11 protein-coding genes and 1 tRNA gene are annotated in these 12334 nt (G+C 36.0%); all 12 read left to right on the forward strand.

All coding sequences use genetic code 11. The features are described 5' to 3' along the window. The first annotated feature begins 133 nt into the window (after window positions 1–133). The 12 genes from ABS916_RS06605 to gap all read left to right on the forward strand — a co-directional run bounded on the left by ABS916_RS06605 (window position 134) and on the right by gap (window position 12307). The gene (locus ABS916_RS06605) at window positions 134–565 is read left to right on the forward strand and encodes a tetratricopeptide repeat protein (protein WP_350451133.1); all 432 of its coding nucleotides are present in this window, start codon (window positions 134–136) and stop codon (window positions 563–565) included. A gap of 104 nt (window positions 566–669) precedes the next feature. Further along, window positions 670–1635, forward strand: a complete 966-nt coding sequence (trxB, locus tag ABS916_RS06610; protein WP_350451134.1) for a thioredoxin-disulfide reductase — start codon at window positions 670–672, stop codon at window positions 1633–1635. A gap of 248 nt (window positions 1636–1883) precedes the next feature. Continuing rightward, the gene (locus ABS916_RS06615; protein WP_350451135.1) at window positions 1884–3611 is read left to right on the forward strand and encodes a phospho-sugar mutase; all 1728 of its coding nucleotides are present in this window, start codon (window positions 1884–1886) and stop codon (window positions 3609–3611) included. Between the two features lie 204 nt (window positions 3612–3815). Further along, window positions 3816–4703: an RNase adapter RapZ gene (gene rapZ / locus ABS916_RS06620; protein ID WP_350451136.1), complete on the forward strand. Its 888-nt coding sequence runs from the start codon at window positions 3816–3818 to the stop codon at window positions 4701–4703. Next, window positions 4700–5716, forward strand: a complete 1017-nt coding sequence (mgfK, locus tag ABS916_RS06625; RefSeq protein ID WP_350451137.1) for a gluconeogenesis morphogenetic factor MgfK — start codon at window positions 4700–4702, stop codon at window positions 5714–5716. The genes rapZ and mgfK overlap by 4 nt, the downstream gene beginning before the upstream one ends. A 34-nt stretch (window positions 5717–5750) precedes the next feature. Continuing rightward, window positions 5751–6707 carry a DNA-binding protein WhiA gene (gene whiA, locus ABS916_RS06630; protein WP_350451138.1) on the forward strand — a complete coding sequence of 319 codons (957 nt, stop codon included), beginning with the start codon at window positions 5751–5753 and terminating at the stop codon, window positions 6705–6707. Between the two features lie 173 nt (window positions 6708–6880). Further along, window positions 6881–6952, forward strand: a tRNA-Arg gene (locus tag ABS916_RS06635). Window positions 6953–7331: 379 nt separating this feature from the next. Next, on the forward strand, window positions 7332–8312 hold the full coding sequence (locus tag ABS916_RS06640) for a tRNA dihydrouridine synthase (protein WP_350451139.1): 981 nt from the start codon (window positions 7332–7334) through the stop codon (window positions 8310–8312). 319 nt (window positions 8313–8631) lie between these two features. Beyond that, complete coding sequence (gene clpP / locus ABS916_RS06645) at window positions 8632–9225, forward strand: ATP-dependent Clp endopeptidase proteolytic subunit ClpP (RefSeq protein ID WP_187948908.1); 594 nt, start codon at window positions 8632–8634, stop codon at window positions 9223–9225. A 198-nt stretch (window positions 9226–9423) separates the two neighbouring features. Beyond that, window positions 9424–9951 carry a DsbA family protein gene (locus ABS916_RS06650; RefSeq protein ID WP_350451140.1) on the forward strand — a complete coding sequence of 176 codons (528 nt, stop codon included), beginning with the start codon at window positions 9424–9426 and terminating at the stop codon, window positions 9949–9951. 272 nt (window positions 9952–10223) lie between these two features. Then, window positions 10224–11261, forward strand: a complete 1038-nt coding sequence (locus tag ABS916_RS06655; RefSeq protein ID WP_350451141.1) for a sugar-binding transcriptional regulator — start codon at window positions 10224–10226, stop codon at window positions 11259–11261. A gap of 41 nt (window positions 11262–11302) precedes the next feature. Continuing rightward, entirely contained in the window at window positions 11303–12307 is a 1005-nt protein-coding gene (gene gap / locus ABS916_RS06660) for a type I glyceraldehyde-3-phosphate dehydrogenase (protein WP_035021437.1), read from the forward strand. The last annotated feature ends 27 nt before the right edge of the window (window positions 12308–12334 follow it).

Consider the following 12334-nt stretch of genomic DNA (forward strand, 5'->3'; position numbering starts at 1 on the left):
CTAGCTAAACTACAAAGAGGTGAACGAGAAATTGTTCCCCTCTTTGTAGTTTTTTGGCTTGAACAAGACCTATTAAAAATACCACCTATATGCTATACTGGTTAGTAAATGTTACTTTAGAGGAGGATTGCATATGTCTGAAATTGAAAATCAAAAGGCGACGATTATAGAAGTTATTCCAACAAGTGAATTTTATTTTAAGCGTGGAATTGCTGCATTTCAAAAAAATGAAATGGATCGTGCAAAAAAATACTTCTCACGAGCAGTAACCTTATCAAAAAATGAAGAGGAAAGTATTTTCGCCTCTTGCCAATTAGCTATTTGTTATCAACATACTGGTGAATACGATGAATCAATCGAAATATTAGATGAACTAATTAAAAACAGTGGCGATATTTTTGCAGAAGCCTACTATTTCCAAGCCAATAACTATGCTTTTTTAGAAGATTTAGAACAGTCATTGATATTAGTAGAACAATACCTGACTCTGGATCCAGACGGTGACTTTGTTGACGAAGCATCTGAGTTGCAAGAGACACTAAAAATGGAATTAAACGAATTTTAGAATAATTATTCATTCACTTCTAATTTGTAAGCAAATATATAGCGATTCTTGGCAAAAAGGTGTACAGTAAGATGAAACGATTAAGGAAAAAGAGGGGTTTTATAATGGAAACAGAAGAAAAAATTTATGATGTTGTTGTTATTGGAAGCGGCCCAGCAGGAATGACAGCTGCTTTGTATGCTTCAAGATCTAATTTATCTACGCTGATGTTGGAACGTGGAGTACCCGGCGGACAAATGATCAATACAGCAGAAATTGAAAATTATCCTGGATTTAATAGTATCGTAGGACCAGAGTTGTCTGAAAAGATGTTTGAAGGTTCTAAACAATTTGGAGCAGAGTATGCGTATGCTGATGTTAAAGAAATTCAACAAGGAACAGAATACAAAACAATTATTGCTGGAAAAAAAGTCTTTAAAACACGCTCGATCATTATTGCAACAGGTGCAGAACACCGTAAATTAAATGTTGGTGGCGAAAATGAATACAACGGTCGCGGTGTCTCTTACTGTGCCGTTTGTGATGGGGCCTTTTTCCGTAATAAAGAGTTAGTAGTTGTTGGCGGAGGAGACTCGGCTGTTGAAGAAGGAACCTATTTAACTCAATTTGCTAAAAAAGTTACGATTATTCACCGTCGCGATGAGCTAAGAGCTCAAAAAATTCTTCAAGATAGAGCCTTTAAGAATGAAAAAGTTGATTTCATTTGGGATTCTACCGTAGAAAATATTTATGGTGATGACAACAAAGTAACAGGTGTCAAAGTTAGAAACGTTCATACAAGTGAAGTCAAAGAATTTCCTGCAGATGGCGCATTTATTTATGTAGGTATTTTGCCAAACACAGATAAATTTAGAGACTTAGGGATTACGGATGAAGAAGGTTGGATTCCAACTAATGAAACAATGGAGACTTCACAACCTGGAATTTTTGCTATTGGAGATGTTCGTTTAACTCCTTTACGTCAAGTTGCAACAGCTGTTGGTGACGGCAGTTTAGCAGGGAATGCCGTTTTCCACTATGTTGAGAAACTGAAAGAAAGCTTAGAAGCAAAAGCGATTACTTCAAACTAATAGAAAAGAAAAATAGATTTAAATAGTAGTAAAGAAAGAAACAAGAGAAATCTTGTTTCTTTTTTTATACAAATAAACTTTATTAGTGTAGATTATTCTTTTGTAATTAAAATGGTTACTAAATCAAAAAAAGGTCAACCGATTATTTGAATTGAAATGTGTGCTAGGATGAATAAGAAATGGTATACTTATAAGGGAAGCGTTAACGAAAAATAAAAGACTACTAATTATGTAAAGGGTGAATTGAAATGAGCTGGAGAGAGACTTATCAACTTTGGGAAAATTTTAATGATTTAGAAATTGAATTAAAAGAAGAATTAAAATCTTTGAAAGATGATTCGGATACATTAGAAGATGCATTTTATGCTCCTCTAGAATTTGGAACGGCAGGTATGCGTGGAATCATTGGTGCAGGTGTTAATCGTATGAATGCTTACACAGTAAGACAAGCAACAGAAGGACTAGCTCTTTTTATGGACAGCCTTGGAAATGAAACGCAAAAACGTGGAGTCGCAATCGCTTATGATTCAAGACACAAGTCTCCAGAATTTGCTATGGAAGCTGCAAGAACACTTGGAGCACATGGAATTCCGGCTTTTGTTTTTGAAAGTCTTCGTCCAACACCAGAATTATCTTTTGCTGTTCGTCATTTAAATGCATTTGCAGGGATCATGATTACTGCAAGTCACAACCCCGCTGAATACAATGGATACAAAGTGTACGGAGAAGATGGCGGACAAATGCCACCCAAAGAAGCAGATGCTTTAACAGCCTACGTTCGCAGTGTCGAAAATATTCTTGAAATTGAAGTGTTATCACAAGAAGACCTTGAATCACAAGGACTACTTACGATTATTGGAGAAGATGTAGATAGCGAATACTTAAAAAATGTGGGAAAAGTTACGGTTAATCCAGAGTTAGTGAAGGAAATGAGCAAAGAGATGAAATTAGTCTATACGCCGCTTCATGGAACTGGAAAAATGTTAGGTGAAAGAGCTTTGAAAAATGCCGGATTTGAATCTATTTACCTTGTTCCAGAACAAGCTGAAGCAGATCCTGATTTCTCGACAGTTAAATCTCCTAACCCTGAGGAACCTGGCGCATTTGAATATGCAATCAAGTTAGGTAAAGAAATTGATGCTGATGTATTAGTGGCAACAGATCCAGATGCTGACCGTTTGGGGATAGCTGTTAAGACTGCAGAAGGTCATTACGAAGTGTTGACAGGAAATCAAATAGCAAGCTTGATGCTACACTATTTATTAACTGCACAAAATGAAGCGGGAACATTACCAGCTAACGGAGTGGTTCTTAAATCGATTGTTTCTAGTGAATTACCTACTCAAATTGCGGATAGTTTTAACGTCAAAATGGTGGACGTTTTAACAGGATTTAAATTTATTGCTGAAAAAATTAAGCAATATGAAACAGATAGCAGTCAAACGTTCTTGTTCGGCTTTGAAGAAAGCTATGGTTACCTTGTTTCACCATTTGTACGGGATAAAGATGCTATTCAAGCTCTTGTGCTGATTGCAGAAGTAGCTGCTTATTATAAGCAAAAAGGCGATACATTATATGATGGATTGAAACAAATCTTCCATAACTATGGCCATTTTAAAGAAAAAACGATTTCCATCAGCATGCAAGGGATCACTGGAGCTGAAAAGATCAAAGCATTAATGGTGAAATTCCGTGAAGAGTCACCAAAAGAATTTGCTGGAATTGAAGTCGAATACGTAGAAGACTTTTCAATCGCTAAACGTACGCTTCATGATGGGACAATAGAAGATATTGATATGCCTACAGCTGACGTCTTGAAGTATAAATTAGTCGACAGCAGTTGGATTGCTATCCGTCCTTCAGGAACAGAACCGAAAATCAAATTCTACATTGGAGCATGTGATGATTCAGGTGTAGAGATTGAAAATAAAGTTATTCGTCTTGAAGAAAGCATCAATTCAATCGTAAACGAATAAAAAATAGCGAAAAAACAACGCAAAGTAGTTAAAATTGCGTTGTTTTTTCATGCTATCTAAAATAAAAAATAGTGTACCTTTAGAAAATTGACTAAGGAATGATTAAGTTTCAAGGAAAAGCTTGAGATAACTATACACGACACACCCGGCATGCTATAATGAATTAGGTGAAGTCCGAAGAACCAAAAGAAAGAGGCGAATAAGATGGTAGATAGTCTACAATTAGTCATTCTTACTGGAATGAGTGGAGCAGGTAAAACTGTGGCAATGCAGAGTTTTGAGGATATGGGTTATTTTTGTGTGGACAATATGCCGCCAAGCTTACTGCCGAAATTTTGGGAATTAGTTAAAGAATCTGGTAAATTAACAAAAATTGCTTTAGTGATTGATTTACGCTCGAGAGCTTTCTTTGAAGAAATCGTAACAGCTTTGGAATCTATGGATAATACCTCTTTTGTGACGACAAAAATAGTCTATTTAGATGCAAGTGATGAAGAATTGGTTTCTCGTTATAAAGAAACACGACGCACACATCCTTTAGCAATGAATGGACGTCTCATAGTAGGAATAAAAAAAGAAAGAGAATTATTAGAAGATATAAAAGGGCGAGCGCAAATTGTGATTGATACAACGAAATTGACGCCACGACAATTAAGAGAAAAAATCAATAGTAATTTTAAAACCGTGGATACAGAGTTATTTAGAATTGAAATGGTATCATTTGGATTCAAATATGGTTTACCAATTGATGCAGATGTAGTAATGGATGTTCGCTTTCTACCGAATCCTCATTATATTGATAATTTAAGACCGTTAACAGGTCAAGATAAACCTGTTTATGACTATGTAATGAAACAACCAGAAACAGAAATATTTTATCGTAAATTTACAGATTTATTAGAGTATATTTTGCCTGGATATAAAAAAGAAGGTAAAAACAATGTCACTATCGCAATTGGCTGCACGGGTGGAAAACATCGCTCAGTAGCCTTAGTAGAACGGATTGCTCAGAAAATTGAAATCGATGGCTACCCTGTTCATGTTACTCATCGCGATAAAGGAAAGGTTAAAGAATCGGTGAATCGTTCATGATACAAGAAAGAAAGAAAAATAGACCTAAAATCGTGGTCATTGGTGGAGGTACTGGGTTACCTGTGATTTTGAATGGTTTAAAATCAAAACAAGCAGATGTAACAGCCATTGTAACCGTTGCTGATGATGGAGGAAGCAGCGGAACATTAAGGAACTATGCCAATATCGTTCCTCCAGGAGATATTCGTAATGTGCTGATCTCACTTTCCAATATTCCTCCTGCTCAAAAAGAAATTTTTCAGTATCGATTTGATACAAATGATAACTTTTTAGCAGGACACTCAATTGGGAATCTGATCATTGCTGCTATGTCTGAAATGAGAGGGAGTATTTTTGAAGCCATTCAAGTACTGTCTAAAATGATGTTAGTAGATGGACATGTTTACCCAGCAGCAGAAGAACCGTTAACATTGCATGCCATTTTTGAGGATGGTTCTAAAATTTCAGGGGAATCAAAAATTGCCAAAGAAAGAAAAAAAATAGAACGCGTATATGTAACAACAGTAGAAGATGATCATAAAGCTAAAGCTTCTAGAAAAGTCATTTCAGCTATTCATGATGCAGATATGGTCGTTTTAGGACCAGGAAGCTTATTCACGAGTATTTTACCCAATTTAATGATTGATGATTTAGGGAAAGCAGTCAAAGAGACTAAAGCAAAAGTTGTTTACATTTGCAATATCATGACTCAGCTTGGCGAAACCGAAAATTTTACGGATGCTGACCACGTATGTGTGTTGCATCAACACTTAGGAAAAAAATTCATTGATACAGTCTTGGTCAATATCGGTGAAGTTCCGGAAAATTATATGGATACTGAACGTTATAATGAGTACTTAGTACAAGTAGCCCATGATTTTAAAGGATTAGCTGAGGAAGTTCCTTCTATTATATCGGATGATTTCCTTGAATTAAGAGACCAAGGAGTCTTTCATAATGGAACAAAAGTTGTGGATGAATTATTTAAATTAGCTTTTGACCATAGACGCTTAAAAAAAAGAAATAGTTATTAAATAAAGGAATAAATAATAGAAAGGAGGTTACTCTATGTCTTATGCTTCAGAAGTAAAAAAGGAATTGACTCAATTAGAAGTTCATAGGGAGCACGCTAAAGCTGAATTAGCAGCTTTGATTCGTATGAATGGAACGGTCGGGTTAGTAGATAAAAAATTTATTTTAAACGTACAAACTGAAAATGCAGCTATCGCAAGAAGAATCTATGTGTTGTTGAAAGATCATTTTGATGTTGAAAGTGAATTGTTGGTTCGACGGAAAATGAAATTAAAGAAAAATAATGTGTATATTGTACGGTTAAAACACGGAACTAAGGAAGTGCTCTCAGATTTATCTATTATGGAAGGGATGTCTTTTCATAGCCATGTTTCAGATGAAGTAATGATGAATACTCAAAAAGTAAAATCGTATTTACGAGGCGCTTTTTTAGCAGGAGGATCCGTGAACAACCCAGAAACTAGTCGTTACCATCTTGAGATTCATTCAAGTTATGAAGAACATAATGATGATATTTGTCAAATGATGAATCAATTCGATATGAATGCTCGTACATTAGAAAGACGCAATGGGTATATTACTTATTTGAAAGAAGCAGAAAAAATTGCAGACTTTTTAGCGTTGATTGGCGCAACAAGCGGTATGCTTAAGTTTGAAGATGTACGAATTATCAGAGATATGAGGAATTCAGTAAATCGTTTGGTCAATTGTGAAAATGCCAATTTAAATAAGACGATTGATGCGGCCAGTAAACAAATTGAAAGCATTAAATTTATCGATGAGATGATTGGATTAGATAAAATTCCAACAAAACTAAGAGAAATCGCGCTTGTGCGTTTAGAATATCCAGAAGTAACGCTAAAAGAATTAGGAGAAATGATCCCTAGTGGAACGATTAGTAAGTCAGGAATCAATCATCGCTTGCGCAAGTTGAATGAGATGGCAGAAAACTTAAGAACTAAGGAACGTACAAGATCCGTTGTAGGCAATTAAAAAATATAGGTATAAAGACATGCAAGAAATTTCTTTGTTTGAAGAGAAATGTAGACTTGGTCAGTCTAGAAATTCTCCTTGTTTTTTCATTATAACTGGGCTACACTGTAATAGTTGGTATTTTGGCGTTTGTCAAAATAGGATTGTAACTTAAACAAGGTTGTTTGAGAGCAGTCCCCTTAGTGTAATGGATATCACGCAAGATTCCGATTCTTGAAATGGGGGTTCGATTCCCTCAGGGGGCATTTATGTAGGCCTAATGATGTTGGTATAACAATACTTTGAAATGTGTGTCGTAAAGTTATCACATGCTATTGAAGAGAATACATGTAAAATTCAGACCCGAATTTCGTGGGAATACTTACGATTTTTGGATCTTTTTTTCTATCTCATTTGTTCTACAATGTTTTTTTGAATTTTAATAAAGCTGTCTAACCAACTTGTAGAAGAGGAATAAATAGGTAAGGTACCTAAAGGAAACGAATTGGACTTATTTTATAAATGTCTGTATAATTTCAACTGTTAAAAAATCATTATTGAACGGCTATTTAGTTTGTATAGATGTATATAATTTGGGTGAAAGTATAATCTAATAGCCCGTTATGGAAGGATCGATTAGTTAAGATGAAAGAAAATTTTTGGCAAGATTTGCCACGTCCGTTTTTTGTATTGGCACCGATGGAAGATGTAACGGATGTCGTGTTTCGCCATGTAGTGAGTGCAGCAGGTAAGCCAGATGTATTTTTTACAGAGTTTACAAATGCCGTTAGCTATTGTCATCCAGAAGGACGTGATAGTGTTCGTGGTCGTTTAACATTTACGGAAGACGAACAACCAATGGTAGCTCATATATGGGGAGACGAACCAGAACACTTCCGCCAAATGAGCATTGGTATGGCAGAACAAGGTTTTAAAGGAATCGATATTAATATGGGCTGCCCGGTACCGAATGTAGCAGGTAAAGGAAAAGGTAGTGGTCTTATTCGCCGTGCTGCAGTTGCGGCAGATTTAATCCAAGCAGCAAAAGCAGGGGGGCTACCGGTAAGTGTCAAGACTCGACTTGGCTATACAAATATCGATGAATGGCGTGATTGGTTGTCACACGTTTTTGAACAAGATATTGCCAATCTTTCTATCCATTTACGGACAAGAAAAGAAATGAGTAAAGGCAATGCGCATTGGGAAATGATTTCAGAAATTAAAAAATTGCGCGACGAAATTGCACCTCAGACACTTTTGACGATCAACGGAGACATTCCGGACCGTGAAACAGGATTGAAACTTGTTGAAGAATATGGTGTGGATGGCGTTATGATTGGGCGAGGTATTTTTCACAACCCTTATGCGTTTGAAAGAGAACCAAAAGAGCACAGCAGCCAAGAATTGCTGAATCTATTTAGATTGCACTTAGATCTTTTTGATAAATATACCGTTGATGAGCCACGTGCATTCAGACCACTTCGTCGTTTTTTTAAAATTTATGTTCGTGGTATTCGTGGAGCAAGTGACTTAAGAGTACAGTTGATGGAAACAGAAACAACAGATCAAGCCCGTGCATTACTTGATGAATTTGAAGAAAAGAATAAGGATATTTTAGGGGAATAAAAAGAGTATCGCTCTATTAAGATTAATTTTTTTATGGTGGATAAAAGATGAAGTAGATAATAACCATTTAGAAGCTTATGATTTTTTGAATAAAATATTTATGTTATAATTATTTTATTGAAAATGATTGAATTGTATTAAAGTTTTTAAGGTTGTTTTTGTGATTAGAGTATAAATTCTAATCGCTTTTTTTTCAAAGTTAGCAAACGAAAAAAATTGACCTTTTTTGACCAATGGAGTAAAATACACTTAGTAACTCTTAGTGTAAATCGTTTAGTTGCACTATAAAAGAAACGAACAATTGAGGAGGAAACAAATTATGAATTTAGTCCCTACAGTAATCGAACAGTCATCAAGAGGTGAACGTGCCTATGACATTTATTCACGTCTTTTAAAAGACCGTATTATCATGTTAAGTGGTCCAGTAGACGATGATCTAGCAAACGCTGTAATCGCTCAGCTGTTATTTTTAGACGCACAAGATTCTGAAAAAGATATTTATATTTATATTAATTCTCCAGGTGGTAGTGTAACTGCTGGTTTAGCGATTTTTGATACAATGAACTTTATTAAAGCAGATGTACAAACCATTGCAATGGGAATGGCTGCTTCAATGGGAAGTTTCTTATTGACGGCTGGTACAAAAGGGAAACGTTATGCGTTACCGAACGCTGAAATCATGATTCACCAACCATCAGGCGGATCTCAAGGGCAAGCTACAGAAATTGAAATTGCTGCTCGTCACATTTTAAAAACTCGTGAACGCTTGAATAAAATTTTATCTGACCGTACAGGTCAACCAATAGAAGTTATCCAACGTGATACAGATCGTGATAACTACATGTCTGCAGAAGATGCAAAAGCTTATGGTTTAATTGATGAAATTATGGAAAACAGTTCAGCATTAAGCTAATAGTACAGACTCGTCTAGATAAGTAAGGCACTAGACAAGGAATACATCTGAAGAGTAAAAAAAAGAGATTGGAGCAGTGCTTCAGTCTCTTTTTTTTGTTCTATTGGTCAGTGGAACAACTAAATAAGTCGAATCCATTTAATTGATCCAATATTATCTGTATAATGAAATCAATGAGTGAATAGGGGAGGATATTTAATGGATATCAGCAACATAAAGGCAGACAAAGTAAACACAACCCATGGAATTAAAATTGGAAGTGATGACGCTCCAGTTAAGGTGATTGAATTTATTAATTTAAAATGCCCTTATTGTAAAATGTGGTACGAAGATTCAAAAGATATACTAAACGACTATGTTTTTGCTGGAAAAGTGCAGCGAATCATTAAGCATTTTGATAAAGAAAAACCGAGTTTAAAAAAAGGGAATATTGTGCACCGTTATTTAGACTATTCAAATCCTGAAAAAGCGCTTGAAGACATCGATTTCTTTTTTGCTCACCAAGAAGAGTGGGGATATTTAGAATCGTTTGATGATATAGCTGCTTATGCAGTTGAGAAAAGAAGTTTATCCTTACAATCAAATGAATCGGTAGCTCAAGAAATTATCCAAGAAGCGAACCAAGCAAATGTTGTATTTGTACCGACCGTGTTTATTGATGAAGAGATCTTCGATGAACATATTACACAACAAGAACTTAAAAACTTGATTGATGCACGCCTTTAAGAAATCGCTTGTGAAAAAGACCTATCTTCTTCACGATTTTAATGAAAAACTTATAAACATAATAGTTGAAAGATTACTAGATAACTGGTACAATTAACGTTGTGAGAGATGGTAATAGTGCTTCGTTTGGTGCTGTTGTTGAATGATAAGAAAACAAGTACAGGAAACTGAAAGTTTGATTTTCATTTTTGATTCTCTTGTTTTTTTAAGTAACAATGGTCGCTGAACGACTAACGCGGTCACAAAGCGACCAACGTAGAAAGAGGTCGCTTATGCAAAATGTATTATCTGTTATCGAAGAAGTCATTCCAGATATCATGTATACACTTCAGAATCGTTACCAAATTTTGCGCAATGTCTTTTTATTAGGTCCTGTTGGAAGAAGAGTCGTATCTGATCGTATGGGAATTACAGAACGTGTTTTACGTACAGAATCAGAAGGCTTAAAGAAACAAGGGTTGATAAAAACTTCGAAAATGGGAATGGAGCTAACCGAAAAAGGGGAATCCATTTACCACCAATTAGATCAGTTAATGGGTCAACTGTTGGGGATGAAAGAGAAAGAGAAAAAACTCGCTTCTTATTTGGAGATTGAACACTGTGTGATTATTTCTGGTGATGTAGATGAACAGTCGAAATTACATGAAGAGATGGGTCGTGCTGCAGTAGAAGCTTTAGACTTTTTACTTCCAGAAGGCAATAATATTATTGCTGTTATGGGTGGTACTACTATGGCAGAAGCGGCAAATCAAATGAATGAAACTCTTTCTCGCAAAAGAAAGTTAATGTTTGTTCCTGCCAGAGGTGGATTAGGAGAATCGGTCGATATTCAAGCCAATTCTATTAGTGCTTTAATGGCACAAAAAACGGGTGGCGAAAACCGTGTTCTTTATGTTCCGGAACAAGTAAGCGTAGAAACCTATAAACCGCTATTACAAGAACCGGGAATTAAAAAAACACTTAAGTTGGTTGACGATGCGGATTGTGTTTTATATGGCATCGGAGATGCTACACTTATGGCAGAACGCAGAGGGATGAACGAAGAGGTTCTAGCTCTGATTGAAACTAAAGCAGCAGTTGGGGAAGCGTTTGGAGAATTTTACAATCAGTCTGGTGGAGTGGTGTATAAAATCCCACGCATTGGTTTGCAATCTGAAAAACTGGCAGATATTGCTAGTGTGATCGCAGTAGCTGGTGGTAAATCCAAAGCAAAAGCAATTGAGGCTCATATGAAAAAAGCACCGCGCCATACGTGGCTCATCACAGATGAGGGTGCCGCTAACGAGATTTTAACAGGGATAACCCTTTAAAATAAATATATTGCATGATTCCTAAAGGAGGAAATCTATTTATGACAGTTAAAGTAGGTATCAACGGTTTTGGACGTATTGGACGTCTTGCATTCCGTCGTATTCAAGAATTAGAAGGTATTGAAGTGGTAGCAGTTAACGATTTAACAGATCCAAAAATGTTAGCTCACTTATTAAAATATGATACAACACAAGGACGTTTCAACGGTGACGTTGAAGTTAAAGATGGCGCATTTACTGTTAATGGTAAAGACGTTAAAGTTTTAAGCAACCGCAACCCAGAAGAACTTCCATGGGGAGAGCTTGGAGTTGAAATCGTATTAGAATGTACTGGTTTCTTCACTACTCAAGAAGCTGCTGAATTACACATCAAAGCAGGAGCTAAAAAAGTTGTTATTTCTGCACCAGCAACTGGTAACATGAAAACAATCGTTTACAATGTAAACCACGAAACTCTTGACGGTTCTGAAACAGTTATCTCTGGTGCTTCTTGTACTACTAACTGTTTAGCTCCTATGGCTCAAGTACTAAATGACAAATTTGGTATTGAATTAGGATTAATGACAACTATCCACGCTTACACAGGTGACCAAAACACATTAGATGCTCCACATCCAAAAGGCGACTTCCGTCGTGCTCGTGCTGCAGCAGCTAATATTATTCCTAACACAACTGGTGCTGCTAAAGCAATCGGTGAAGTATTACCAGAATTAAAAGGTAAATTAGATGGAGCTGCACAACGTGTTCCTGTTGCTGCTGGTTCATTAACTGAATTACAAACAGTATTAAGAACAAAAGTAACTGCTGAAGAAGTAGATGCAGCAATGAAAGCAGCTGCTAACGAATCTTACGGATATACTGAAGACGCAATTGTTTCTTCTGATATCTTAGGAATGTCATTCGGTTCATTATACGATGCAACACAAACGAAAGTTATCACTGTTGGTGACAAACAAATCGTTAAAACTGTTGCTTGGTATGACAACGAAATGTCATATACTTCACAATTAATTCGTACTTTAGAATACTTTGCTAAATTAGGTTAATCTTTAACGAGAAACTTGAATTAGGAT

It is taken from the genome of Carnobacterium sp. (genome assembly GCF_040274945.1).
Taxonomy (GTDB): domain Bacteria; phylum Bacillota; class Bacilli; order Lactobacillales; family Carnobacteriaceae; genus Carnobacterium_B.